We start from the raw sequence: 24,033 nt of genomic DNA on the forward strand, positions 1-24,033 counted from the left end.
CCAGCGCTTCTGCGCTGCCATCCACCTTGCTCAGCTTCGTTCTTCCGCGGAATGATGGCCAGCGCTCGGATTCGCTGACTTTACGCCGGACTCGGACTACTTCTTGCCTAAAGCAATCAGCTACCCGATAATCGACCGGTGAACCCCAAGCAAGCTGCGGCCACGCGGCGCCTGCGGCGACGTCAATAACCATTTAGCATTCCCGGGATTATGAACGACTTCATTCTCGAGACGGACAATCTGGTCAAGGAATTCAAGGGGTTTGTCGCCGTTGATCGCGTCAATCTGCGCGTCAGGCGCGGTCACATCCACGCGATGATCGGTCCCAACGGCGCGGGCAAGACCACCTGTTTCAACCTGCTCACCAAGTTTCTCCAGCCAACCCGCGGCACCATCCGTTTCAACGGTATCGACATCACTGGCGACCAGCCGGCCACTATCGCCCGGCGCGGGATCGTCCGTTCATTCCAGATTTCGGCGGTATTCCCACACCTGACAGTCCTGGAGAACGTCCGCATCGCCTTGCAGCGAAAGCTCGGCGCGTCGTTTCAATTTTGGCGTTCGGACAAGATCTTGACGCGTCTGGACGGACGTGCCACCGAACTGCTGACCGCAGTCGGCCTCGATTCTTACCTGCGGATGGTGGCGGTCGAGTTGCCCTATGGTCACAAGCGCGCGCTGGAGCTTGCCACGACGCTGGCTCTTGAACCCGAACTGATACTGCTCGACGAACCGACCCAGGGCATGGGTCACGAAGACGTCGAACGTGTGATGCAACTGATCAAGAAAGTATCGGCCGATCGCACGGTCCTGATGGTCGAACATAACATGAAGGTCGTTGCCGGCATCTCCGATACGATTACGGTGTTGGCGCGCGGCGCCGTGCTCGCTGAAGGGCCATACGCCGAGGTGGCAAGGAATCCGCAGGTCATCGAAGCCTACATGGGCACCGCCGAACGCGAGCCTGCGGGGAGCAGCGCTTGAGCGCGCCCGTCGAATACCTGCGAATTAGTGACTTGCACGCCTTTTATGGCGAATCGCATATCCTGCACGGCGTCGATCTGCGGGTGAACCGCGGTGAGTGTGTGTCGCTGCTCGGTCGGAACGGCGCCGGTCGCACCAGCACGCTACGGGCCATCCTGGGCCTCACCGGAAAGAGGACGGGTTCGATCATGCTCAATGGCCGCGAGACCATCGACATGGCGACGCATCGCATAGCGCGGCTCGGCGTAGGCTATTGTCCGGAGGAGCGCGGCATCTATGCCAGTCTGACTTGCGAAGAAAACCTCCTACTGCCACCCCAGGTTGGCAGCCGGGGTATGCGTCTGGAAGAAATCTACGAGATGTTTCCGAATCTTGCCGAGCGCCGCCATAGTCAGGGCACCCGCCTGTCCGGGGGCGAACAGCAGATGCTGGCCATGGCACGCATTCTCTGGAGCGGTGCGCACCTGTTGCTGCTCGACGAGATTTCGGAAGGACTCGCTCCGGTGATCGTGCAGCAACTCGGTCAGGTCATCGGCGATCTCAAGAGCAAGGGTTTCACGATCATTCTGGTCGAACAGAATTTCCATTTTGCGGCGCCCCTGGCGGATCGCATGTACATTGTCGAACATGGTCAGATCGCTGCCGAGATTGCGCAAAACGAAATCGATGCAAAGCAGGAATTGTTGCAAGACTATCTTGGAGTGTGAGGAGTTCCAACAGTCGGATTTACGATCCGGCGCACTATTAATACATAACAACAGGAGACAATGTCATGAAACACAAACTGCTTAGCGTCGCGGTCGCCGCACTGCTGATCCCGGCCGCCAACCTGGTATCGGCGGAGACCAAGCCCGCTGCCATGAAACTGTCGGACAACGTGGTCAAGATCGGTGTGCTCACCGACATGTCCGGCGTCTACTCCGACCTTGGCGGTCAGGGTGCGGTGACGGCGGTGCAGATGGCGATCGATGACTTCAAGGCGCAGTACAAACCGAAGTTCAATATCGAAATGGTTTATGCCGACCACCAGAACAAGGCCGACGTCGGTTCCAACAAGGTGCGCGAATGGTACGACACTCAGGGCGTGGACATGGTCACCGATTTGCTCAACTCCGGCGTGTCGCTGGCCGTTGGCAAGGTGACGCAAGAAAAGAAGCGCATCGCGATATTCGTCGGCTCCGGTTCGACGCGTCTGACCGATCAGGATTGCACGCCGAACACGATACATTATGCCTATGACACCTATGCGCTGGCCAACGTCGCCGGCAAGGCCATCGTCAAGAACGGTGGCGACACCTGGTTCTTCCTCACCGCCGATTATGCCTTCGGCCACTCGCTGGAAAAGGACACCTCGGACGTAGTCAAGGCCAACGGCGGCAAGGTTCTGGGCTCGGTACGACACCCGCTCAATGCCTCGGACTTCTCGTCCTACCTGCTGCAAGCACAGGCCTCGAAGGCCAAGATCATCGGCCTGGCCAACGCCGGCGGCGATACCATCAACTCGATCAAGGCGGCCAGCGAATTCGGCATTACCAAGAATCAACAACTCGCCGGACTCCTGATGTTCATCACCGACATTCACGCTCTCGGCTTGCAAACCACACAGGGCATGCTGTTGACATCGGGTTTCTACTGGGACAAGGATGACGAAACGCGCAAGTTCAGCAAGCGCTTTTTCGACAAGACCAAGCGTAATCCGACGATGGTGCAGGCGGGGGATTACTCGGCGGTCACCACCTATCTGAAGGCGGTCGTGGCAGCCGGGACGGACGAAGCGGCAGCGGTCATGGCGAAGATGAAGTCAACTCCGATCAATGACTTCTTCGCCAAAAACGGCAAGATCCGTGAGAATGGCCGCATGATCCACGACATGTATCTGATGCAGGTGAAGAAGCCATCCGAATCGAAGTACCCCTGGGATTACTACGAAATCAAGTCTGTGGTTTCCGGCGAAGATGCGTTCCAGCCGCTGTCGGCGTCACAGTGTCCTCTGGTGAAGAAATAACAAGCCTGGCGGCACGGTGTACTCCACCGTGTCGCCGTGGTGAGACCTCATGACTTCATTCTTCGACATTCCGATCCAGGCGTTGATGGGCCAGCTGATGCTGGGTCTGGTCAACGGCTCGTTCTACGCCATACTCAGCCTCGGTTTGGCGGTGATCTTCGGCATGCTCAACATCATCAACTTTGCCCACGGCGCCCTCTACATGATGGGCGCATTCCTGGCCTGGATGGGTCTCGAATACCTGGGGATCGGTTATTGGCCTGCGCTGATACTGGCCCCTCTGGCCATCGGCGTGTTCGGCGTTGTGATCGAACGCAGTATGCTGCGCTGGCTCTACAAGCTCGATCATCTCTACGGACTGCTCCTGACCTTTGGCCTGGCGCTGGTCATCGAGGGCCTGTTCATCAATGGCTATGGCGTCTCGGGACAACCGTACCAGATCCCCACCGAACTTGCGGGTGGCTTCAACCTGGGCTTCATGTTTCTCCCCTACTATCGCGGCTGGGTGATTGTCGCCTCCCTGTCGGTGTGCTTCGCCACCTGGTACGGCATCGAGAAGACGCGCCTGGGCGCCTACCTACGCGCCGCAACCGAAAACCCCAAACTGACCCAGGCCTTCGGCATTAACGTTCCGATCATGGTGATGCTGACCTACGGTTTCGGTGCGGCTCTGGCCGGCTTTGCCGGTGTGCTGGCTGCACCGGTGATCCAGGTCAGCCCCTTGATGGGCTCGCATCTGATCATCACGGTCTTCGCCGTGGTGGTCATCGGCGGCATGGGCTCGATCATGGGCTCAATCGTCACCGGCCTGGGCCTCGGCGTGGTCGAAGGCATCACCAATCTGGTCTATCCGGCGGCATCCAACACGGTGGTCTTCATCATCATGGCGATCGTCCTGATGCTGCGACCGGCCGGACTGTTCGGAAAAGAGCAATGAGCAGAACGGCAATCGCTTACCTCGCGTTGTTGGCCCTGGGCATGGTCCTGCCATTCTTTGTCTACCCGATCCTGGTCATGAAGGTGCTTTGTTTTGCCCTGTTTGCCTGCGCCTTCAACCTGCTGCTCGGCTATACCGGACTGCTTTCTTTTGGTCATGCCGCCTTCTTCGGCACGGCCGCCTACGTCGCCGGCTACGCGATCAAGGGCTGGGGCTTCCCTCCTGAACTCGGCATTCTCGCCGGCGCTGCCGCTTCGGCACTGCTGGGCTGGGTGGTCGGCAGCCTGGCGATCCGCCGCACCGGCATCTATTTCGCCATGGTCACGCTGGCGCTGGCGCAGATGGTGTATTTCATTTTCCTGCAAGCGCCCTTTACCGGCGGCGAGGACGGCCTCCAGGGTGTTCCCAGAGGCAAGCTCCTCGGGCTGATCAATCTGTCCAATGACCTGAATCTTTACTATTTTGTGCTGGCGATATTCGTCTTCGGCTTCTGCCTGATCTACCGCACCATTCATTCTCCTTTCGGCCAGATCCTGAAGGCGATACGGGAGAACGAACCGCGCGCGATTTCTCTCGGCTACGACGTGGCCAAGTACAAACTACTCGCCTTCGTCCTCTCCGCGGGCCTGGCGGGCCTGGCGGGCGCCACCAAGATGCTGGTGTTCAAGTTTGCGACGCTCACTGACGCCCACTGGCACAACTCCGGCGAGGTAGTTTTGATGACCATACTCGGGGGCATGGGTACCGTGCTGGGCCCGGTGGTCGGCTCAAGTACGATCGTTACCCTGCAAAACGAACTGGCCGACAAGGTCGGCTCGCTGGTCACCGTCATCATGGGGCTGATCTTCGTCGTCTGTGTACTCGCGTTCCGAAGGGGCATCGTTGGTGAAATTTCGGCGCTCTACAAGCGAATGATTGGCGGATAACAAACCAGGCCCGGAAGCTTCATTTCTTCATGCCTGCGGTGCTCTCCTTGCAGGTGTTCTCGGCAACCGGGTTGCTCGGCTTGCAGAGTCTGGCCGATCTGGCGCCCTCCCGCCGCGTTCGAAAAACGCCAGCCAAGGCGCGCAGCGTTGCGGCGAGTCACGGAGAGAAGCGATTCCCGTGGTCGCGGCCGCGCGCTACCGAGAACTCGTGCCAACTTGAGCCCCTGATCGTTGAGGTCGTACAAGCCGACGCAGCGGCTTCGGGGACCCTTGCCCCGGCCCCGGACGACTTGAGCCATCCTTGCAACGGGTGGCGATCCGCGCGCCGGCGTCGCGCGGCTTGAAGGGCGCAGTCACCTGACGCTGCGCTGAGATGGTTTCACGCAGCGTCGCCCAACGGCAGTCAATGCCAGGCCCTTTCCGTTTCATCCGCAGGAACTTCACCCACTGCTAAGCCACCACGGCGATGAACAGATGGCCGTCGGGGCGATTTTCCCTGCCGCGACAGAGCGGCCGCAAGCCCAGTTCGCTCTTGAGACTGCGAAACACACTCTCGGGGTCGGTCAGCAGCGTATAGGTGCGCCCGAGGCGATCTTCATCGCTGCTCGAGTTGCTTGGTACGCAAGCAATAGCTGCCAGGGTGCGTCGCCTGATTTCCCTCGCGTCGCGCCTTCTCCCAGATGACCGAAGTGGCCCACCTGCCCGATTCGTCGGAGACCCGCTCGACGGTGTCGTTCTGGCTGGCACCGCGACTCTTTTTACCCGATATTCTGCGGCTCGATCAGCCCGGAAGCTGCCGGCTGGTTCCGCAAGGAGATAAAGACTCCGGCCGACCTGAACGGCCTGAAGTTCCGCGCGGCCGGTTTTGGTGGCAAGGTCTACCAGAAAATGGGTGCCTCGGTGACCATGCTGCCGGGCGGCGAACTGTTCCAGGCGCTGGAGAAGGGCGTGCTCGACGGAACCGAGTTCTCGTTGCCGACGGTCGATGAGCAGCTTGGCTTCTACAAGGTCGCGCAGTTTTACTACATGCCGGGCTGGCATCAGCCGTCCACCAACCAGTACCTTTACGTGAATCTCGCCGCCTGGAACAAGCTCAAACCCCAAACCCAGGCCCAGATCGAGACCACCTGTACCGCTGCCGTGACGATCGCCATTGCCAAGGCTGAAGCGCTGCAGGGCGCAGTCCTGGCCAAGTTCGAGAAGGAAGGAGTGAAGGCACGCCAGTTTGACAAGGTGATGCTGGCAGCCTTTGCCAAGGCCACCAAGGAGGTGATGGCTGAAGAGTCGGCCCATGACCCGCAGTTCAAGAAGATCTACGACAGCATGACCGCCTTCCAGAAGCTGAACAGCAAGTGGCACGATTTCGGCTACCTGCCGCGCGACTTCAAGTAATCGACGCCTGAACACCCGGCGCTGTGCGCAACCAGGAGAACCCAATGACATCACCAGCGCACAGCGCCGACGCCCCGCAAGCAGGCGCGTCGGGCATCGCCCTGCCCACCACCGTATTTTCCCGCACGGTCGACCGCGTGATCGCCTGGTCTGGCGAAATCGCCTCGGCCCTGTGGACCGTTTTGGTCGCCGTGATCGTGATCCAGGTCGTGGCGCGCTACGTCTTCAACGAGGGCTCGATCATGATGGAGGAACTGCAGTGGCACCTCTATGCCATCGGCTTCATGCTCGGGCTGTCGTTCACCGAGATGCGCGAGCGCAACGTGCGCATCGAGGTTCTGGCTGAGCGCTTCCGGCCGCGGACACGGCTGTGGATCGAGTTGTTCGGTATCGCCGTGCTGCTGCTGACCTTCACCGGCTTCGTCGTCTGGTTCTCGGTGCCATTCTTCCTGAGCTCCTGGGAGTTGGATGAAATCTCTGCCGCGCCGGGCGGGCTGCCGTACCGCTGGTTCCTCAAGTCCTTCCTGGTTACCGCCTTCGTGCTGCTGGCGCTGGGCGGCCTGGGCCGGCTCACCCGCGTCTGGGCCGCGCTTTTCGGCCGCCGCTGACCAACCACCAGGGAATCAATATGCTTCCGTTCTATGAGATGCTGGCGCTCGGCTTCATGCTGACGTTTATCCTGATGCTGTTCACCGGCTACCCGGTGGCCTGGTTGCTGGCCGGGCTGTCACTACTGTTCGCCGCCGTCGGGATCGAACTGGTCAACCAGTTCGGCATAGACACCTTCCTGATGACCAGCTGGGCCAAGGTCTCGGGAATTGTCGACCGTCTCGACGCCATCATGTCGAACTGGGTGCTGGTGTCACTGCCGATGTTCATCTACATGGGTCAGATGCTCGACCGCTCGGGCGTCGCCGACATCATGATGCGCAATTTCGTCAAGGTCTTCGGCGGCATCAGGGGCGGCCTGGGCCTGACCGTCATCGTCATCGGCATCCTGCTGGCGGCCTCTACCGGCATCGTCGGAGCCTCGGTGGTGCTGCTGGCGATGCTGTCGATGCCGATCATGCTGCAAAATCACTATTCCAAGGCAGTGGCCTCGGGAGTGGTGGCGGCCTCGGGCACACTGGGCATCCTCATCCCGCCATCCATCATGCTGGTGTTGATGGCCGACCAGGTATCGGTTTCGGTCGGCGACCTGTTCATGGGGGCGCTGGTCCCGGGCGTCGGGCTCGGCTTGCTCTACATGGTTTTCGTCATGTGTGTCGGCTTTGCGCGACCCGATCTCGTGCCGCCGCGCCCGGCCGACGCGGAGAAACTCACCCTCAAACAGGTCCTCATCGCCTTCGCGTCCACCATCCCGACCTTCGGCCTCATCCTGACGGTGCTGGGTTCGATATTCTTCGGTATCGCGACGCCGACTGAAGCATCCGGACTCGGCGCTTTCGGCGCCATTCTGCTGGCGGCGGCCAACCGCAAGCTCAGCTGGTCGGTGATCCGCCAGGTGGGCATCGAGACGACGCTGACCACCTGCTTCATTTTCTCCATCTTTATCGGCGCGACGGTGTTCGCCTACGTGCTAAGGCTGATCGGCGGCGACGAACTGATCGCCGAGTTCTTCAAGGGCCTTGGGCTCGGCCCTACGGGTCTGGTCCTGGTGGTGCTCGCGGTGGTGTTCGTTGCTGGCTTCTTCCTCGACTGGTTCGAGATCGTGCTGATCATCCTGCCACTGCTGGCGCCGGTGGTCAGGGTCGCCGGTATCGACATGACCTGGTTCCTGATCCTTATCGCCCTGATGCTGCAAACTTCCTTCCTCACGCCACCGGTAGGCTTCTCGCTTTTCTACCTGAAGGGCGTAGTGCCCAAGGAGGTGACGATCAAGGACATCTATATCGGGGTGATACCCTTCGTGCTGCTGCAAGTGTCGATGGTGGCGCTGTGCCTGATCTTCCCGCGGATCATCACCTGGCTGCCCGGGCTGATGTACGGCGGAAAGTGAGCGAATCCACCCCCCAGGGCAATGCCGGGGGTGGCGTTTACCTGGTTACCAAAAGCCGTGCCAGATAGTCCTGGTGGACCGCCAGGCTGAGCGCCTTGGGCCGCAGCGCCTTGACAGCGGCTACCGCCTCCTCCTTGGAGGAGCCACGCTCGACGAGGATTTGCGCCGCCATCAGGCCCGTCCGGCCTGACCCTCCCTTGCAATGCACGGCAATGCGCTTGCCGGCATCGAGCAGTTGATGAACGGCCGCCCCTTGCGCCTGCCACGCGGCCTCAAAATCCAACCCTGGCGCATGGTCGTCTTCGATCGGAAGATGAAACCATTGCAGCCCGTGCTTCACGCAAAGGGCCGGCAGATCGGTGACCGCATTGCTGGTCATTTCAGCGGACTGCATCAGGGTGATCACGGCACTGGCGCCGGCCGCCTTGAGTTGCTCGAGCGCGCTATCGGTGTCGACGTCCTTGGTCCCTGGGCAGGGGGTCAGAATCATGCCGCCAGCAGGTGCTTTGAGCGGCAGCAAGTCGAAGGGGTGAGTGCGCATGGTGGCACCTGTGGGCGAAGGATTGTGCTGCCGATTTTACCCTAGTTGAGAGCACAGCACCGTCAGCGGATACTGCTCACCGGGCCCTTGCCCCGGCGTTCGCCACGGGCTCTTCTCAAGGAATCAAGATGCTGGAAGGTCTGCTGTGCCATTTGCCCAAGCTGCGGTGGCCAGCGTCGGCGTTTGTCCTGTGTGCGCTCCTTTGGCCCCTGCCCACCCTGCCGCAGGTTTTCGACAGTGAACGCCAGCGCTTCCGTCTAGTGGTCCTCAGCGAGGGGCTGGAACACCCCTGGGGCTGGCTTTCCTGCCCGACGGCCGGATGCTGGCCAGTGATCCCCTGCGGCAGGAACTACGGCATAGGGACAGCCAAGACAGCCAAAGTCAGGGATGGCGCAACCGCTATTCCAATGGACGCCGTCGATCGCGCCGTCGGCAATAGCTTTCGATACTGGCGAGCGCTTCCCCGCCTGGCGCGGCGACCTGTTCGTCGGCGCGCTGGGTGACCAGATGCTGGTGCGGCTGCAGCTGGAAGGTACGCGCGTGCTGCACTAGGAGCGCCTGCTGTGCTGCTTTCCGCGTCTCTTTCTACGGGGCCGAAGCCGTCGGTTTGTCACCGACGCTGATCGAGCAGATCGGCCCGTGGTACGCGTGCATGGCCGGCAGCAACGCGGCCTCGCCGCGCTGCCGCGCGCTGCCGCGCGCTGGACGGCGAGGTCGGCAGCGACGTGCAGTGCACGGTCTACGCACAGCGCCCGTCGCCGTGCCGCAAAGTACAAGCAGGCGACGATGCACCACGGCGCGCCACCGCCACGGTCTGCCGGCGATTGTCATTGCCCCAGCGATCGGGCAAGCAAATCATTCCAGCGTCGCCCTCCCTCCGCCTCTTACTCAACTTCCGGTACGTAGATGATGCTGCCATCTTTCATGCGGTAGGCGACACCGGCCTTCTCGCCCTCGCCCTGCCCAATGGCACCGCTGGCCTTGTATTTTTCAATCTTCTCGCCTTTTTTGACGATCATTTCCATCGACGGCTTGCCGAGGTCGGCGATCAGCACGACATCGCGCTTCGAAAAGGGATTGAGCAGCGGATTCTGCGCGACGGTAATCAGCAGCGCGGCGATGACGACCAGAAAGATGTCGATCAGGTTGACCACCGAGAGGATCGGATCCTCGCTGTCGGCATCCTGGAGCAAGCGCGAAATCATGCCGCCGCTCCCCGTAACGCCTCGATCTCCAGCAACTCTTCGGACAGCCAGCGGCGACGAACGTTGACGATCCAGTAGGTGATGCTGGCGGCGATCAGCGCGAGAATCACTGCCGAAAAAGCAACCGTGAGGTTGTCGGACACCGAGGCCAGATTGCCGTCTGAGAGTGACTTCAACGCCGGCCCCATCGGAATCATGGTTGCCACCAGCCCAAGCATCGGCGTGACCCGGCTGGCGATGCGCGGTATCTCGATCAGCTTGTGGGCCAGCACGTCAAGCTCATCGGTACTCAGCGCCGGTGCCGCCTGGTAATGCTTAAGCAGGGGTCGGCCACCACCGGCGCGGCGCCGCCACGACTGGGTGGCGAACTGGCCGAGCAGCCAAAAAGCATAGAGAAAAAGCAAGGAGATCAGTCCCAGGGTCGGCAACAGGAAAATCTGCGCCAGTTGATACATTGAAGTTTCGAAAAGCGATTGCATGGACGATTTCCTCAGTTGGTAGCGGGTGGAATGAAACGGCTGTCGCGCCAGCCACTGACACTACCGCCCAGCAAGGCCAGAGCGATCAGTAGTTGGCCGATGGCGGAGAATGGTGAAGGCATCGGCGCCGGCGGCGACTCCACCTTCTCCAGTTGCAGGCCACGGACTGGCGTCGTGGGCGCACTCGCGGCACTCTTCGCCCCGTCCGGCGGGGCCGCTTCGGCCGTCGGCGGCGCTGGCGTGGGCGAAGCGGCTGCGGCAAGTCCATAGCCGGCAAAATCGGCGAGTTTGGCATTGTCGCTGCGGACATCGAAACGAGCCGCCAATTGCTGGTAGCGCTGCCTCAGTTCGGCGACGGTCTCGGCGTCGGCTTGCCAGTAGCCCTGGCGCGCCGCCTCAAGCATGCGTTCCATGGTTTGCGCCAGCGCGTGCGGGTTCTCGCGCTCGAACCAGTCCCGGACGCCCAGTTTGTGTTTGTCGCGAACGTAGACGTCCACGAACTCCTGCCATTGGTCGTCGCGAACGATCTCCCGCGCCACCGCCGTCCAGCCCCAGAAATTGTTCATCGCATCGAGCACCTGCACGGTGCCGGCATAGCCTTCGGCCATCAGCCCCTTGATGTAACCCGGATGAAACTGCCGCGTCGCGAGCTCCTTGGCGAGAAACTGTGCCGCGCCTTCGACTTGGCCAGCGCCTTTGCCGCGCAGATTCGAGATGTAGAGTTGCGGCGCCTGCCCATCCAACTGCCGCACCGCCAGGGCGATACCACCGAGATACTGAAAGGGATCGTCGGTGGTCAACATGCCATAGAGGTTGGATGTTCGCGACAACACGGCACCCTCGGTGCCGGACAACTGTTCGGCGTAGAGATTGACGCCTTGCTCTCCCGGCTGCCCCCACTCCGCCTCGTCTGTGCCATAGCCATACTGCATCCGCGAAAGGTAGAGCTGGGCCAGCTTGCGATCGCCTTCCTTCTTTCCCTGCCAGCTATCGGAAGCGAGTACAGCGTCGTCCAACCCGGTGCCGTAGCGGCCGCTTTCAGACGAGAAGATGCGCGTCAGGGCGGCTTTGCGCGCCGCCTCGGCAGGCATACCGCGCTCGCGCAGGCGGGCGGCGATGGCACGCGTGTTCTCGGCGACCGGGTTGTCGGCATCACGCGCTTCGGCCGCCAGGCGCACCGCTTCGGCAAGCAGCTTCATTACGTTCGGTAAGTGGTCGCGATACAGGCCGGTGGCCGAGAGCACCACGTCCACGCGCGGGCGACCCAGTTGCTCGGCGGGAATCAGCTGGACGCCGGTCAGCCGCCCCCCCTGGTCCCACACCGGCTCGACTCCCAGCGCCCACAGCACCTGTGCTTCGAGGATACCCATATGGCGCATGGTTTCGACCGACCACAGTGCAAAGGTCAGTTTCCTGGGTGCCTTGCCGGTCTGTTGCCGATGTGCCGCGAGGAGATTGTCGAGCGCCTCCTGGCCAGCGGCCCACGCTTGCCGGGTCGGTACGCGCGAGGGGTCGAAGCCATACAGGTTACGCCCGGTCGGGTAGGCATCCGGGTTCTTGATCGGGTCCCCGCCGTAGGAAGTCGCCAGGTGCTTGCCGGCGAGCACGGCGAGCAGGGCCGTCTGCTCGTTACCGGCTGACAGATTGGCGTACCAGTGGCGTCCCTGCAGAATCTGCTCGGCAAGCGCCGGGGCCAGACTGTCGACCGGCTCGCCGTCGACCACATGGCGCTTGAGCAACTTGTACGGCGATGACTCGGCCAGGCGCGTGTAATCGTCCACCAGTATTTCATCGGCCTCCTCACCGGCAGCTGCGGCGGCCTGCCAGAAAGGTTTGCCAAGCATCATCAGCACTGTCCCGAGGCGATGCAGCTCCTGCGGTGCGGTGGCAAAGGTATGCAGGCCCATCGGCTGCGCGGTCTGTGCCAGTTCGTGCAGGTGGGCGTGCAGGCGATCGGAGAAAGCGGGCCAGTCGGTGGCCAGACGTTCGTCGGCCCAGGCCAGATCCTTGTCGATGCGCTCTTTCCGGACCGCGGCCAGCAGGTCGGCCTTGAGCTTTTCCTTGACCGCGCCTTCGTCCTGCGCCAGCCAGGCGTGCAGCAGATCGTGAATCTGTGTCAGCGCGTCGTGCAGCCCGCCGGGAACGAAGGGTGGCGTCTGGTGGCTGACGATCACCGCCCGGCCGCGACGCTTCGCCTGCAGCGCTTCGCCAACGTCGTCGACGATGTAGGGGTAAGCGACCGGCAGGTCACCCACCGCCAGCATCGGGTAATCGTACACCGACAGGCCGCGCTCTTTGCCCGGCAACCACTCCTGGTTGCCGTGCGTGCCGTAGTGCACCAGGGCATGCGCGCCAAAACCGTGCCCACGGGTCGAAGCATCTCCTGAGCGCGCCCAGAGATAGCTGGCCAGATAAAAATGCGACGGACCGGCCTTGGTCGAGTGGTAGAGAACTTTCTCCTGGTCATCCCATTTTTCGCCGCGCGGTGCCTGCGGCAAGAAAACCACGTTGCCGAGCTTCAAGCGCGGCACGACGAAGAACGCTTGGCCACCACGCGTCAGGACCATGCCGGATTTCTCCGGCGCGCCCCAGCGCTCGAGCATTTCACTACGCACGGGAGCCGGCAAGCGGTCCAGCCAGGCGCGATAGTCGGCGACGGGAAACAGCTCCGCCAGATCTTCCTGCAGCAGACCTTCCAGTTCACCGTCGCGATAAAAAGGCGCCAACAAACGTTGCAGTTGCCGGATCAGTTGCTGCTCGCCCGGCACTTCGGTCGCGTAGCCCTCTGCGTGCAGCGCTGCCAATGTGCCGCGCAAACTGTTTGGCAGGTTGAGGAAAGAGGCGGACAGGTTCCTCTCGCCCGGAGGATAGTTCCAGAAAAATACCGCCAGCCGCTTGTCGGCGTTTGGCAGACGCTGCAGGCGAGTGAGTCCGAGCGCCTTGGCGACGATCGCTGCCGACTGTGCGGCGATGGCGGCAATCTGCGCGTCGGACTGGCGAGTCGCGGCAGCAATCTGTATGTCGGTGACCCCCGCGTATTCGGCCTGAGCCAGGTAGAAGGGGATATCCATGAGCGCCACGCCTTGCGGGTCGGCGGCCCAGGCCGCCTCGTCTCCTTTACGGTAGGGCATGGCCTGAATCACCGGCACGCCAAGCGCTTCGAATTTGCGCCGCCGCCCTTCGGCGTTGAGCATGATCTGGGCGTTGATCAGGACGTCGGCGACCGGCTGGCCAGCCAGCGTCATCAGCTGGCCCAGAGCATCGTTCTCCATCGTCGGGCTGTAGAACGCCAGCGGCAGCGCACCGGCCGCTTCGATGCGGCCGATCAGGTCGTCGATGAAAGCGGTCTGTTCGGCGGCGATGTATTGTTGATGCAGGGCAATGGCGATCGTCGGTGGGCGCTTCGCCGGATCGATTTTCTTCCACGCCAGGTAAGCGGCCGGGTCGGCAAACACCAGGCCCGGCGCCGCCGGGTGATAGATGGCCCACTTGGGAAAAATGATCGGTTCAGCGATACCGCTGACGGACTTTCCGTCCAGCTGTGCGGCAAGGCTGGCAAAGAAGCCCTCGAAGTTGGCCCGGCTACCATTGGCGTAGTAGGCGATCAGGCGCCGAGCGACCGGTTCCGGCAAACCACTCCAGGCGGGTTGTGTCTCATACAGCCATAGCTGCGGTGCTTGCAGCGTACCCAGCGCCCGCGCCAGCTTGCCGCGAACGTAGTCCTGCTGGTAGGTATCGAAGAACACGGCGTCGAAACCGCGGAAGAGGTCGCTTTCCGAATCTGCCGGCAATTTATCGGCGTAGCGCACCTCGACCTGGATCCCGTGCGGTCGGGCAAGTTCGGTCAGCAGATGGAACTTGCCGGCCGGGACGTTGCCGGTGGCGACGAACAGCACCGACGCGGCGTTGCCAGCCCCGGCCAGCAACAGCGCCGCCACGGCGACAAGGAGCTGCCAGGGTCGGCAGGAACTGAGCGCTTTCATTCAGAAGTCCGTCTGCAAGGCGACATTGACGCTGCGCCCGGGCTGCGAGTAGAAATCGACGCCGACCGGGTTACGCGCGTCGGCCTGACGGATGTCGCTCCACAACCAGTATTTACGGTCGAACAGGTTGTTCACTCCCAGGGTTATCTGCGCCCGCGGGCTGATTCGCCACCACGCCGAAAGGTCGACCACGGCGTTGCCTGGCGTACGGAACCACTCGCCATCGGAGTCATCGACCTGGGTCTTGCGCAGCGCGCCGCGCAGACGCGATTCAGCGCCCCACGCACCGTCGTCGTAGCTGAGCGCGAGACTCAGACGCGCCGGTTCGATACTGTCCAGCGGCTGCCCGGCTTCCTGATTCGTGCCACGGGCAAAGGCCACCGCACCCTCGGTGGTCCAGCCCGGCGCGAAATTCCAGCCGCCACGCAGCTCAAGGCCGTAGATTCGAACGCTGTTGAGGTTTTCCGACATGTGGGTGACGCTGACGCTGGCAACGCAGCGCGGGTCCCTGGGGCAATCGAGGCGGATGCTCTCGATAAAGTCCTTGTAACGATTGTCGAAGACCGCCAGCTGGCCACGTAGCGAACTGCTGGCGAGGCGCAGACCGACTTCGACGCCAACACCGGTTTCCGGGTCAAGGTCCGGGTTGGGGCTGACCGCGTAGCTCTGCGCCAGGTTTCGGAACGAGCCGTTTACCTCGTCGTAGTTGGGCGCGCGGTACGAGCCGGCAACCTGACCGTAACCCGAAAGGGTGTTCGAAAACTGCCACACGCCAGCCAGCTTGGGCGAGAACGCGCCATCGCTCTGTTCCACCGCCTGCCGATTGATGGCCGTCAACACCGACTGCGCCAGCGCGTCCACGTCGGGACGGAGGCGGCGCCAGTCGTAACGTAAGGCGGGGATGACGGCGAGCCGCCGGCCGGCGAAACCGCCGACTTCGTCCTGAAAGAACACGCCGACCGAATCGGTGCTGCCATTGGCGAAGTCACGCAGGGGAAAGGTATCGCCGGCCAGAGATTTGCTGGACGTGCCGCGAGTCAGATTCCACACCGAGGCGTCGCGCGTCTCTGCGGTGGTCACGTGCGCAAGGTCGACGCCGAAGGTCATCAGGTGCGAGAGCGCGCCGCCCTGTAGCATCTTCTCTATCTGCACAGCTGCCCCCGTTGCCTCCTGGCTGAAGGAGAAGCTCTGCTCGATAGAGCAGTTGTTGATACCCCCAGAAACCGCCGAGCAGGACGCGGACGTATCGGTACGGCGTTGATGGTTCAGGTTTTTTGTGTCGGAATCCTGGCGATAGACATTGGCGGTAAGCCGGTCATACGGCCCGTCGCCGGGTTTGTGCTCCCACTCCAGACTGCCGCGGGCGCGCCGTGTATGGTCTTCGCCGGCCATCCAGGTGACCCTGGGGAGTGATGCGGAGAGCCGGGCAATCTCCGTATCCACCGACAGATCGCGACCCTCGACCGCCACCGTAAGCTTGTGGCCGGTGGCGGGACGCACGATGAGCTTGGCCAGAACGCCGCTGTCATTGCCGCTCTGCGGGTTCGGACGGCTGCGACTCGCCGAGACGGTATCCACCGTACCCTGGTTGTCCATGGCGTCAGCCTTCGCGCCCGAGACGCCAAGCAGCAGTTCCGCCATCTCGCCGCGCAGGGCGCCGAGTGCGGTCAGGCTGCTCTTGTCGTTGGCCCCGAAGTAGCTGGCACGCAAGCGAGCGGCCGTGGACCGTTCGCTGCCCAGAAGGTCCGCCGGATCCAGGGTCAGGAAGCCGACGACGCCACCGATCGCAGCCGACCCGTAGAGGCTGGAACTCGACCCGCGCACGACTTCGACGCGCTTCAGGAAGTCGGGGATCACCGACAGCGGCGCGTTCATCGTGAAGTTGGTCGGCCCGCCCCCGTTATAGAAGTCGGGCAAACGCACACCGTCCACCAGCTGCACGACCCGGTTGTCCTCGAGGCCACGAATGTTCGGACGCGTCCCGCCGAAGCGACGCGCGTCGGAGGGCATCGCCAGATCGGGCTCGTCGCGAAACAGATCGGCCTCGTTGGCTGGCAGGCGACGATCCATCTCCTTGCGGGTAATGGTGGTAACGGTGGCGGGGACGCTTTCGAGGCCGACCTCGGTGCGGGTCGCGGTGACAACGACGTCCTTGAGCGCCAGGTCGGCGGCACTCGCAGCGACGGGCAGCAAGGCGAGGATGAAAGGCATGGCACAGCGGATGCGCCGCGCACAGGTACTGTGGGAAAACGGGACGTTCATGAAGCAGCCTCTCTACGAATGATGGATGGATTTCACTTCGTTGGCTGGCTGCCTCTGGCCCGACGGGCCTGCTTGCTGGCTACTTGCGCTTGCTACTTCGTAAGAATCAGCTTGTTCTCCCGTGTGACACGCAGGACGTAACGCTGGCCGGCGTGTTCAATATGGATCGTCGAACTCTGCTGAAAAAGCTGGCGGCTGTCGATCGAGGCCACCGCTGCCGACTGCACCGGCTTGCCAGCGGCCAGCGGCAGCCGTGGCGGCCCGCCGCTCCTGCTGAATGTCATCGCTGGCCTCCCGGCTGGGTATGGAAAGCGATCCTGGTGATGCCGGCGCGACGTGCCGCGCTCATCGCCTCGGCAACCCGCTCGTAGCGGGTTGCCCGGTCAACGTGCAGATGCACTTCCCCGCCTGCCGCGCCATCCGTCGCCTGCTTCAGCGCAGTTTCCAGCGCCGCCAGGCCGACCGTCTTGCCGCCGATGAAGAGATGGCCCGCAGCGTCGATACTCAACTGCAGCGCGACGGCATCGCTGGTTCGTGTCGGCGCACTCGTCGCTCGCGGTAACTCGACCTGCACCGAATGCGTCAGCAAAGGCGCGGTGATGACGAAGATGATCAACAGCACCAGAGTCACGTCCACCAGCGGCGTGGTGTTGATCTCGCACATCGGCGCCGAAGCACTGGTCGAAGAAAAGCGGCCGCTGGCCATCACGCCAGCTCACCAGCGACCTGCGGCACAGCGCCGCACTCGCCGTCCCGCCTCGGCGCACTCGGCGCCTGGGCAGCCGTGAACAAGGCGTGCAGATCGTGAGCAAAAACCTCCAGTTCGACGAGCAGCATGCGGTTTCGCCGACTCAGAGCGTTGTAAGCCACCACTGCTGGCAGGGCTACCGCCAGTCCCGCCGCGGTCATCACCAGCGTCTCGCCGATCGGCCCAGCGACCCGTTCCAGATTCGCCTGGCCAGAAATGGCGACCGCGAGCAGCGCGTGGTAGATGCCCCAGACGGTGCCGAACAGGCCCACGAAGGGACCGGTCGCACCGGTGGTAGCGAGCCAGGTGAGACCCCGTTCGAGATCAGCCTGGGCACAGGCAAGCTGTTGACGCAAGGCACGCTCCAGTTGCTCGGCGACATCAAAACGAGCGGCCTGCCGACCTAGGGACTCGCATCGGCTGGCTTGCGCGGCAAGCCGCGCGAAAGGATTCTGTGGGCGCGACCGCTTCTCCCGTACCGCTGCGGACAGCTGCTCGATTCCTTGCTGCACGTTCGTCTCGATCCACAAACCCTCCACCGCACGCGCCGCTTGACGCAGGCGCCAGCTCTCCCAGGCCTTGATCAGAATCAGATACCAGCTCGCCAAAGACATTGCAAACAAGGCCACGGCAACCGCCGCGGTGACCCAGTCTGCTTGCGACCAAAGGTGAGCCATACCGAAATGCTCGGCGGCAAGGTCTTGCATCATCCACTCTCCAGATTGAAAACAACGGGCACCAATACCCAGCTCTCCAGCGGTACCTCGCCCCGGCGGGCCGGTTGAAAGCGCCAGCTGCGCACCGCCTCCTGAGCGGCGCCATCAAGACGCCGGCTGCCCGACGAAGTTCTGATTTCGACGGCGTCGACGGTTCCCTGTGCGCTGACCAAGACCCTCATCAGGACGCGGCCGTGCTCACCCATACGCCGGGCCAGCAAGGGGTACACCGGCTTGCTGTTGTGCAGATAGTCGGCGTCGAAACGTGCGGCAACGAGCACCACTGATGCGCCGGAGACAGCAGACGCGGCAACCGACGCCATCGGGAGCGCTGTCGCCACCCCCCCCGCCGCGGACGCCATTGCCGACGCCGCCGCCGACTCGGCAACCCGATCGGCAGACCGCCCTGCTGCAAAGGGCTCGACGACTGTGACTTGCCGTGCCCGAAGAGACCGCCTTGGCCCCTCCGGTCGCGGCAAAGGTGCCGCAGATGGCGGCTGGCGGTGCGCCGGCTCGGCTCGTTCCGCGCCCTGCGCCGGCGCCGACGTTGGAACCGCGCTCGGCACGCGTATGACAGGGTTCGCGGCCATTGGAGCCAGGAGATCGACGACCATCGGCGCCAACTCGGCGGTCAACGGAAGCGGTGCAGCACGCGCCAGCAGCAGGCCAGCGACAAGCACGTGGCCACCCGTCGCCAACAGCACCGCGGCCATCGGTAGCGCGCGCCGCCGGCACTGCCACAGCACGCCGCGCGGCTCCGGGAAAGAGGAAAGCGGCACCGTCGCGGCCAATATCAGACCCGCGGAACACGCAGGCCGGACGACGAAGAAAGCCATTCGCCAGGCTGCTGCGCAAGCGGCCAAGCGACTGTTGCCGCCAGCGCAACCGTCATCGGCAAGCCAGTGTTCGCTGCGTGGCATAAGAACGATGAGTGATCCATGCTTGTTCCCCGGGTTCGGTAGTAGTGAACTACTTGTGGCTGGCTTGCCCGGGGGCTGGCTTACCGCTTCGCGGCAGAAGAAGATTCCTCCGGCACCGCAAAACACTTCCGTAATGCGAACCATTATCATTCGCGTGCTGGCGATTGTCAATATCTGCAGCACGCTTCCGTCGCAACAACCCGCAGCTACCGTCGGCAAGTGACATGGGTGGACGATCTGCTCTGCCGAAGCCGACAGCGGCAATCTATACTCAGTGCGTCGCCGCCAACCTGCGTTTGTCACACGGCTGCCGCTGGCCAGTTCCAGAGCTTCCGGGCGCGCAAAACCTTCCGCGCTTCCAGGCAGCCGGCAAGCGACCCATAGGGAGCCGTCCAGTGCGCCAGTCTGTCCGACACGATCTAGCTCGCCCCCCTCTGGGAGATATCGATGTTCGCCCTTTCTCGCCCCGCCTGCCGTTTTCAGGTGACAAATGCCCGGGCTCCGAGTTGCCGACCTCGCCTGACGACGCGCGTCTCGCTGACTTTCCTGGCCTGGCTATGTACCGCCCTTTCGGGAATCTCCGTGTCAGCCGCTGAGCTCGACTACGCTGCGGCGCGCATCCGCATGGTCGAGCAGCAACTGGCCTCGACCAGTCGCGGCATAAGCGATCCCGCCGTACTCCAGGCAATGGCGACGGTACCGCGCCACGAGTTCGTTCCGGCGGAACTGCAGCCCTACGCCTACGACGACCGACCACTGCCTATCGGCTACGCGCAGACCATCTCGCAGCCCTACGTGGTCGCCTTCATGAGCGAAAAGCTACAGCCGAAAAACACCGATCGGGTGCTGGAAATCGGTACCGGCTCGGGTTATCAGGCAGCCATCCTGTCGGCTCTGGTCTACGAGGTCTACAGTATCGAGATCGTCGAGCCACTGGCCCGCCGCGCGCGGAGCGATCTCGCCCGCCTCGGCTACGACAACGTCAAGCTGCGCTACGGCGACGGCTACCAGGGCTGGCCGGAAGCAGCACCTTTCGACGCGATCATCGTCACCTGCGCGCCAGATCACGTGCCGAAGCCGCTAATCGACCAGCTCCGTGACGGCGGCCGGCTGATCATCCCGGTTGGCGAACGCGACGATCAGATGCTCTACCTGCTCAGGAAACACGGCAGCAGCTTGCAGCGTGAGGCCGTTCTGCCGGTCCGCTTCGTCCCCATGACCGGCGCAGCAGACGGACGCCTCAGGCCATGATTCACACCCCTGACCGCCGCCTGGAACGATCTTCGGCGACCATGCTGGCGACGGCACTATATATGACGCTGAAGCGGCTTCCCTCTTCTCTGCTCCCTGGCAAAGCCTGGCCGGCGAGGCCGACATCGCCCGCATCGCGGCCCTGGCGCTAAGCAGGGAAGCCTGGGCAGACGCGCTCACGGCGCTGATCGCCATCGTTCTCGCCGCGTCGGTTTCAGCGATGACCGTCGCCGGCGGGCGCGTCTATGCGCGCAGGCTGGCGGACGGCAAACTGCCGGCCCGGCTGACGATGCTTGCCGTCGTGCCGCAACGGGCGATTGCCCTGCAGTGCGCATTGGCTCTGCTCCTGCTGTGGAGCGCGAGCTTCAAGAGCCTGCTCACCGACATCGGCTTGACGCCCAATCTTTGTGCCGCCGCGACGGGCGCCGGTCTGATACGGCTGAAGCTGCGCGAGGGGCCTTGCCTGCAGGTCACGGGCTGGTCACTGACGCCGCTGGTTTTCCTGCTCGAGATACCATCGACGACCGTCGCGGCGCTCGTCCAGCCGCCGACCGAACGCCTCTGAGGGCTGGCAACGCAGCTCGGTGCCTGGCTGCTGTGGCTGCGCGGGCGAGTGGCAAAGGGCCGGCCAATCGACTCTAGCTGAACGGCGATGGGCGTCCGCGCGCAGGCAGCAAGGCCGCGCAGCCAGTGACGCGAGATCTTGTCGAGAACGAGAGGGAAACGGAGGGGGATTGCGGAGCGCTCGGCACGCGGAACGCGGGCGGCACCTGGGCCGACGTGCTAGCCTCGGTGGAGCGGTGGGAGCGCGGCCAGGCGCCCTCCCACCTTGCTTCAAACTACGTCGCGCCGTTTCTGGCGCAAGCTGCTACAGGACTCAGGCGTTACGCTCGCGCAGCCACTTGCCGACCGTCGGCGCCAGCACCTTCTGCGACAGGCCGCCGGTGTAGATGCCGATGTGGCCGGTAGCAATGGCGAACTCGGTGTAGTCCTTGCTGCCCACATGCTGGCTCAGGGCCACGGTGCACGGCGGCGGCACGATATGGTCCTTCTCGGCGAAGATGTTGAGAATCGGGATCTTGAGTTCCTTGAGATCGACCTTGCGGCCACCGACTTCAAGGGTGCCCTTGACGAGCTTGTTGCCCTTGAGGAAGTCACGGACGAACTCCTTGAACATCTGGCCACCGGCGTCCGGCCCACCGAACAGCCACTTTTCCATGCGCAGGAAGTTCTGCACGGCCTTGGGGTCGTCGAGGATATCGATCACGTCGGCGTACTTGCCGTAGTTCAGGATGAACGGCGAGGCCATCATGAACGACTCGTTGAGCACCGTGGCCGGCACGTTGCCATGCACAGCGACCATCTGATCGACGTCGGCTTCGCCGCCCATGGTGAACATCAAGCCCTCGTGTGGCTTGTGATTTGCCTTGTAAGCGTCGAAATCAATCGGTGTAACGGTCAGGACCAGGTGGCTGATCTTGTCCGGATTGAGCGTCGCATAGGTGGTTGACATGGCACCACCCTGGCAGATGCCCAACAGCGCAATCTTGTCGACGCCGTGGTGCTGGCGAATGAAATCGACGGTGTCGTCGAGGTAACCGTTGATGTAGTCGTCGATGGTCCGGTACTTGTCGACCTGACGCGGGAAGCCCCAGTTGTTGAGGTAGACGTCAATACCTTCGTTCAGCAGATTGCGGACCAGTGAGCGATCGGGTTGCAGATCGGCCACTTCGTAGCCGTTGATCAGCGGCGGCACGATGAGCAGCGGCGTCTTCATGACCTTGGCCTGCTCAATGAGCGCGTGGTAATGGTAAACCTCGATCCCGTCCTGCTCGAAGATGACGTCCTTCGGCGTGCTACCGATGTCTATATCGTCGTCGGTCATTTTGGTGAGATTGGCGATGCCCTTGGTGAGCTTCGCGTTCAGGGCGGCGGTTTCCGCGGCGACGTCAGCGGGAAGAATCTGTATTGGAAAAGAAAACATAGGGGTAGCGTCCTCCTAAAGGTCTATTAGCTTATCAGCCGGATCAACGAGATTCGGGTGGCTCTGCCTACTCGCTCTTGGCACGACGCGCCGCGGTGGTACGAGCGGCAGGCTTGGCTGCTGCTGTCGCGGGAAGCAAGGCCTTCTTGAGCATGCGGACCTCCCTCTTGAGGTCGTGGATCACCTGGTAGGTTTCGTCCAGCTCGCTGCGCGTGGGCATATCCAGGTCGCGGAAAATGTCCTCGACGACAGCGCGTTTTGCCAGCTTGAACGCATGCTGAGCCTTGGTGAAATTGTTTTGCGTATCGAGGAATTCCTGCTTGTTGAAGGTCACCAGCAATGACTTGTCGGCGGTGCGGTACCAGAGACTCATCAGCTGGCGTACGGCCGTGATCTTGTCGCCTTTGGCAGCCACTTTACCCAGCTCATCGACGGTCGCTTCGACGGCCGTGGCGAGCGCCTCGGCGAAGCGCTTGTGAAACGCCAGACTGGTCTTGCGCAGATCGACAACGGCGTCGACCAGTCGCAAGGTCTTGGCGTGCTTCTCGCGCGAGGCACCAAAGAGAGGAATCTGACCGACACCGGCGACGGCGCCGGCATCGCCTTCCAGCGACAGCAGGCGATTGAGGCCCGCCGTGCTACCGAGCATCGCTTCGCCAGGGTGCCCCGCAGAGGCCGCCTGCATCAGAAACGACAACCAGGGGCCCATGGCTTGGGGAAGATCCTTGCTCATTATTCCGCCGAGATCGCTCATGTGCGAGCCCATGCCCATACTGCGCTGCAGCATGGCGGTCGATTCCTTGGCCCAGTTGTCGGCAAAACCCTTGAGGTCTGGACGCCAGTCCTTGTTGGCCTCAAGGTTTGGTGCCACGACCTTCATCGACCGGAAAAAGAAATCCATCACCCGGGTCATTGCGGTCTGGCTGCCGGCCATGCGCTCCATCAGCATCTTCGCCGCATCATTGCTACCCTTGGTAGCCGCTTCAACGCCTTTCTTTACTGCTTCAACGGGGCCTTCCGTACCGCTGCCTGGGAGATTCTGCAGCATCCCGGCCCAGTCGCTCATCATGCGCTTCTGCATCTCAGCCCAAGCGTTGACGACGCCGCCCAGTTGCTCATTCGGATTTTTGCTTTCCACTCGTTCGATCTCCTTCCAGTGTGTCGGACACGCCTACCGAGACGCCGGGCGAATGCCCATCGGTAGACAAGGTGCTCTACAACCAAACTGCGGCCGTCCGAAGACGGCCGCGATCATGCAGTTTTACTGGCAATCCTGCCTTGTCACGCCAGTGCCACCACCGCATCTGCCTTGTGCTTGGCCTCACCCTGCTCATTGGCGCAGGTCAATTCGAGACGCACACATTTCTCGCCGTTCTGCTCCAGCTTCTCGACCACTTTGCCGGTGCAGACCATGCTCTCACCGATCCAGGTGATCGCCGTGAAGCGCACCCCGAAACTGCGGATCGCGCCCTGCGGCACCCACTGTGTCAGCAGGCGACCAAGATAGGCCATGCCCAGCATGCCATGGGCGAAGACATCCTTCATGCCCTTCGAGCGGACATAGTCCTGGTCGAGGTGCAGGGGATGGTGATCGCCGGAACCCGTTGCGTAGAGTGCCAGGGTCAGACGAGACACCGGTTCCGTCGTGAACGAAGGGATCTCGTCGCCCACGTTGATTGCCTCAAAATTCGGTATTGTCAT

The 24,033-nt window shown here is 62.6% G+C and carries 24 protein-coding genes; 11 read left to right on the plus strand and 13 right to left on the minus strand.

Annotated features, from left to right (window positions below; genetic code table 11):
* The coding region (locus RUW20_RS16530) for a hypothetical protein (protein ID WP_313953322.1) at positions 1 to 193 on the minus strand (193 nt) is incomplete at its 3' end.
* 17 nt (positions 194 to 210) lie between these two features.
* Between RUW20_RS16530 and RUW20_RS16535 the strand changes: the two genes are divergently transcribed.
* From RUW20_RS16535 to RUW20_RS16570, 8 genes are all read left to right on the plus strand, one after another.
* Positions 211 to 984: an ABC transporter ATP-binding protein gene (locus RUW20_RS16535; protein WP_313953323.1), complete on the plus strand. Its 774-nt coding sequence runs from the start codon at positions 211 to 213 to the stop codon at positions 982 to 984.
* Complete coding sequence (locus RUW20_RS16540) at positions 981 to 1,691, plus strand: ABC transporter ATP-binding protein (RefSeq protein ID WP_313953324.1); 711 nt, start codon at positions 981 to 983, stop codon at positions 1,689 to 1,691. The genes RUW20_RS16535 and RUW20_RS16540 overlap by 4 nt, the downstream gene beginning before the upstream one ends.
* Before the next feature lie 65 nt (positions 1,692 to 1,756).
* Positions 1,757 to 2,989: an ABC transporter substrate-binding protein gene (locus RUW20_RS16545; RefSeq protein WP_313953325.1), complete on the plus strand. Its 1,233-nt coding sequence runs from the start codon at positions 1,757 to 1,759 to the stop codon at positions 2,987 to 2,989.
* A gap of 49 nt (positions 2,990 to 3,038) precedes the next feature.
* Positions 3,039 to 3,926 carry a branched-chain amino acid ABC transporter permease gene (locus RUW20_RS16550; RefSeq protein ID WP_313953326.1) on the plus strand — a complete coding sequence of 296 codons (888 nt, stop codon included), beginning with the start codon at positions 3,039 to 3,041 and terminating at the stop codon, positions 3,924 to 3,926.
* Positions 3,923 to 4,852 carry a branched-chain amino acid ABC transporter permease gene (locus RUW20_RS16555; protein WP_313953327.1) on the plus strand — a complete coding sequence of 310 codons (930 nt, stop codon included), beginning with the start codon at positions 3,923 to 3,925 and terminating at the stop codon, positions 4,850 to 4,852. The genes RUW20_RS16550 and RUW20_RS16555 overlap by 4 nt, the downstream gene beginning before the upstream one ends.
* Before the next feature lie 816 nt (positions 4,853 to 5,668).
* Positions 5,669 to 6,244: a TRAP transporter substrate-binding protein DctP gene (dctP, locus tag RUW20_RS16560; protein ID WP_313953353.1), complete on the plus strand. Its 576-nt coding sequence runs from the start codon at positions 5,669 to 5,671 to the stop codon at positions 6,242 to 6,244.
* A gap of 23 nt (positions 6,245 to 6,267) precedes the next feature.
* The gene (locus RUW20_RS16565; protein WP_313953328.1) at positions 6,268 to 6,852 is read left to right on the plus strand and encodes a TRAP transporter small permease subunit; all 585 of its coding nucleotides are present in this window, start codon (positions 6,268 to 6,270) and stop codon (positions 6,850 to 6,852) included.
* A 20-nt stretch (positions 6,853 to 6,872) separates the two neighbouring features.
* On the plus strand, positions 6,873 to 8,243 hold the full coding sequence (locus RUW20_RS16570) for a TRAP transporter large permease subunit (protein WP_313953329.1): 1,371 nt from the start codon (positions 6,873 to 6,875) through the stop codon (positions 8,241 to 8,243).
* Positions 8,244 to 8,280: 37 nt separating this feature from the next.
* Here RUW20_RS16570 and RUW20_RS16575 read toward each other — a convergent pair whose 3' ends face one another.
* Positions 8,281 to 8,784 carry a tyrosine-protein phosphatase gene (locus RUW20_RS16575; protein WP_313953330.1) on the minus strand — a complete coding sequence of 168 codons (504 nt, stop codon included), beginning with the start codon at positions 8,782 to 8,784 and terminating at the stop codon, positions 8,281 to 8,283.
* A gap of 387 nt (positions 8,785 to 9,171) precedes the next feature.
* On the opposite strand from RUW20_RS16575, the gene RUW20_RS16580 reads away from it, so the two are divergent.
* The gene (locus RUW20_RS16580) at positions 9,172 to 9,336 is read left to right on the plus strand and encodes a PQQ-dependent sugar dehydrogenase (protein ID WP_313953331.1); all 165 of its coding nucleotides are present in this window, start codon (positions 9,172 to 9,174) and stop codon (positions 9,334 to 9,336) included.
* Between the two features lie 332 nt (positions 9,337 to 9,668).
* Here the strand turns inward: RUW20_RS16580 and RUW20_RS16590 are convergent, their stop codons facing one another.
* From RUW20_RS16590 to RUW20_RS16625, 8 genes are all read right to left on the minus strand, one after another.
* Positions 9,669 to 9,989 carry a DUF2149 domain-containing protein gene (locus RUW20_RS16590; RefSeq protein ID WP_313953332.1) on the minus strand — a complete coding sequence of 107 codons (321 nt, stop codon included), beginning with the start codon at positions 9,987 to 9,989 and terminating at the stop codon, positions 9,669 to 9,671.
* Entirely contained in the window at positions 9,986 to 10,468 is a 483-nt protein-coding gene (locus RUW20_RS16595) for a MotA/TolQ/ExbB proton channel family protein (protein ID WP_313953333.1), read from the minus strand. Before RUW20_RS16595 ends, RUW20_RS16590 begins: the two co-directional genes overlap by 4 nt.
* Before the next feature lie 11 nt (positions 10,469 to 10,479).
* Complete coding sequence (cobN, locus tag RUW20_RS16600) at positions 10,480 to 14,451, minus strand: cobaltochelatase subunit CobN (RefSeq protein WP_313953334.1); 3,972 nt, start codon at positions 14,449 to 14,451, stop codon at positions 10,480 to 10,482.
* Positions 14,452 to 16,713, minus strand: coding sequence for a TonB-dependent hemoglobin/transferrin/lactoferrin family receptor (locus tag RUW20_RS16605; protein WP_313953335.1), 2,262 nt, complete (start codon positions 16,711 to 16,713; stop codon positions 14,452 to 14,454).
* A gap of 92 nt (positions 16,714 to 16,805) precedes the next feature.
* On the minus strand, positions 16,806 to 16,997 hold the full coding sequence (gene hemP / locus RUW20_RS16610) for a hemin uptake protein HemP (protein ID WP_313953336.1): 192 nt from the start codon (positions 16,995 to 16,997) through the stop codon (positions 16,806 to 16,808).
* Complete coding sequence (locus RUW20_RS16615) at positions 16,994 to 17,419, minus strand: biopolymer transporter ExbD (protein ID WP_313953354.1); 426 nt, start codon at positions 17,417 to 17,419, stop codon at positions 16,994 to 16,996. The genes hemP and RUW20_RS16615 overlap by 4 nt, the downstream gene beginning before the upstream one ends.
* Positions 17,419 to 18,171, minus strand: a complete 753-nt coding sequence (locus tag RUW20_RS16620) for a MotA/TolQ/ExbB proton channel family protein (protein WP_313953337.1) — start codon at positions 18,169 to 18,171, stop codon at positions 17,419 to 17,421. The genes RUW20_RS16615 and RUW20_RS16620 overlap by 1 nt, the downstream gene beginning before the upstream one ends.
* Positions 18,168 to 18,518 carry an energy transducer TonB gene (locus tag RUW20_RS16625; protein ID WP_313953338.1) on the minus strand — a complete coding sequence of 117 codons (351 nt, stop codon included), beginning with the start codon at positions 18,516 to 18,518 and terminating at the stop codon, positions 18,168 to 18,170. Before RUW20_RS16625 ends, RUW20_RS16620 begins: the two co-directional genes overlap by 4 nt.
* A 1,161-nt stretch (positions 18,519 to 19,679) precedes the next feature.
* On the opposite strand from RUW20_RS16625, the gene RUW20_RS16630 reads away from it, so the two are divergent.
* Together RUW20_RS16630 and RUW20_RS16635 are read left to right on the plus strand one after the other, a co-directional pair.
* Positions 19,680 to 20,348: a protein-L-isoaspartate(D-aspartate) O-methyltransferase gene (locus tag RUW20_RS16630; RefSeq protein ID WP_313953339.1), complete on the plus strand. Its 669-nt coding sequence runs from the start codon at positions 19,680 to 19,682 to the stop codon at positions 20,346 to 20,348.
* A 220-nt stretch (positions 20,349 to 20,568) separates the two neighbouring features.
* On the plus strand, positions 20,569 to 20,913 hold the full coding sequence (locus tag RUW20_RS16635; protein ID WP_313953340.1) for a hypothetical protein: 345 nt from the start codon (positions 20,569 to 20,571) through the stop codon (positions 20,911 to 20,913).
* Between the two features lie 312 nt (positions 20,914 to 21,225).
* On the opposite strand, the gene phaC is transcribed toward RUW20_RS16635, so the two are convergent.
* The 3 genes from phaC to RUW20_RS16650 form a co-directional block, all read right to left on the minus strand.
* A complete protein-coding gene (phaC, locus tag RUW20_RS16640) occupies positions 21,226 to 22,332 on the minus strand; it encodes a class III poly(R)-hydroxyalkanoic acid synthase subunit PhaC (protein ID WP_313953341.1) in 1,107 nt (368 codons plus the stop codon).
* Between the two features lie 67 nt (positions 22,333 to 22,399).
* Positions 22,400 to 23,470, minus strand: a complete 1,071-nt coding sequence (locus RUW20_RS16645) for a poly(R)-hydroxyalkanoic acid synthase subunit PhaE (RefSeq protein ID WP_313953342.1) — start codon at positions 23,468 to 23,470, stop codon at positions 22,400 to 22,402.
* A 143-nt stretch (positions 23,471 to 23,613) separates the two neighbouring features.
* Positions 23,614 to 24,033, minus strand: a complete 420-nt coding sequence (locus tag RUW20_RS16650) for a MaoC family dehydratase (protein ID WP_313953343.1) — start codon at positions 24,031 to 24,033, stop codon at positions 23,614 to 23,616.

Origin of the sequence: Accumulibacter sp., assembly GCF_032229525.1 — a bacterium.
Lineage (GTDB): Bacteria > Pseudomonadota > Gammaproteobacteria > Burkholderiales > Rhodocyclaceae > Accumulibacter.

What these genes read in the sequence shown, in the direction of transcription:
- hemP (WP_313953336.1), bottom strand. Translation starts at nt 16,997, where the DNA reads ATGACATTCAGCAGGAGCGGCGGGCCGCCACGGCTGCCGCTGGCCGCT.
- RUW20_RS16570 (WP_313953329.1), top strand. Translation starts at nt 6,873, where the DNA reads ATGCTTCCGTTCTATGAGATGCTGGCGCTCGGCTTCATGCTGACGTTT.
- RUW20_RS16615 (WP_313953354.1), bottom strand. Translation starts at nt 17,419, where the DNA reads ATGGCCAGCGGCCGCTTTTCTTCGACCAGTGCTTCGGCGCCGATGTGC.
- RUW20_RS16595 (WP_313953333.1), bottom strand. Translation starts at nt 10,468, where the DNA reads ATGCAATCGCTTTTCGAAACTTCAATGTATCAACTGGCGCAGATTTTC.
- RUW20_RS16575 (WP_313953330.1), bottom strand. Translation starts at nt 8,784, where the DNA reads ATGCGCACTCACCCCTTCGACTTGCTGCCGCTCAAAGCACCTGCTGGC.
- RUW20_RS16580 (WP_313953331.1), top strand. Translation starts at nt 9,172, where the DNA reads ATGGCGCAACCGCTATTCCAATGGACGCCGTCGATCGCGCCGTCGGCA.
- RUW20_RS16555 (WP_313953327.1), top strand. Translation starts at nt 3,923, where the DNA reads ATGAGCAGAACGGCAATCGCTTACCTCGCGTTGTTGGCCCTGGGCATG.
- RUW20_RS16650 (WP_313953343.1), bottom strand. Translation starts at nt 24,033, where the DNA reads ATGACAATACCGAATTTTGAGGCAATCAACGTGGGCGACGAGATCCCT.
- RUW20_RS16590 (WP_313953332.1), bottom strand. Translation starts at nt 9,989, where the DNA reads ATGATTTCGCGCTTGCTCCAGGATGCCGACAGCGAGGATCCGATCCTC.
- phaC (WP_313953341.1), bottom strand. Translation starts at nt 22,332, where the DNA reads ATGTTTTCTTTTCCAATACAGATTCTTCCCGCTGACGTCGCCGCGGAA.
- RUW20_RS16620 (WP_313953337.1), bottom strand. Translation starts at nt 18,171, where the DNA reads ATGATGCAAGACCTTGCCGCCGAGCATTTCGGTATGGCTCACCTTTGG.
- RUW20_RS16635 (WP_313953340.1), top strand. Translation starts at nt 20,569, where the DNA reads ATGACCGTCGCCGGCGGGCGCGTCTATGCGCGCAGGCTGGCGGACGGC.
- cobN (WP_313953334.1), bottom strand. Translation starts at nt 14,451, where the DNA reads ATGAAAGCGCTCAGTTCCTGCCGACCCTGGCAGCTCCTTGTCGCCGTG.
- RUW20_RS16605 (WP_313953335.1), bottom strand. Translation starts at nt 16,713, where the DNA reads ATGAACGTCCCGTTTTCCCACAGTACCTGTGCGCGGCGCATCCGCTGT.
- RUW20_RS16550 (WP_313953326.1), top strand. Translation starts at nt 3,039, where the DNA reads ATGACTTCATTCTTCGACATTCCGATCCAGGCGTTGATGGGCCAGCTG.
- RUW20_RS16545 (WP_313953325.1), top strand. Translation starts at nt 1,757, where the DNA reads ATGAAACACAAACTGCTTAGCGTCGCGGTCGCCGCACTGCTGATCCCG.
- RUW20_RS16535 (WP_313953323.1), top strand. Translation starts at nt 211, where the DNA reads ATGAACGACTTCATTCTCGAGACGGACAATCTGGTCAAGGAATTCAAG.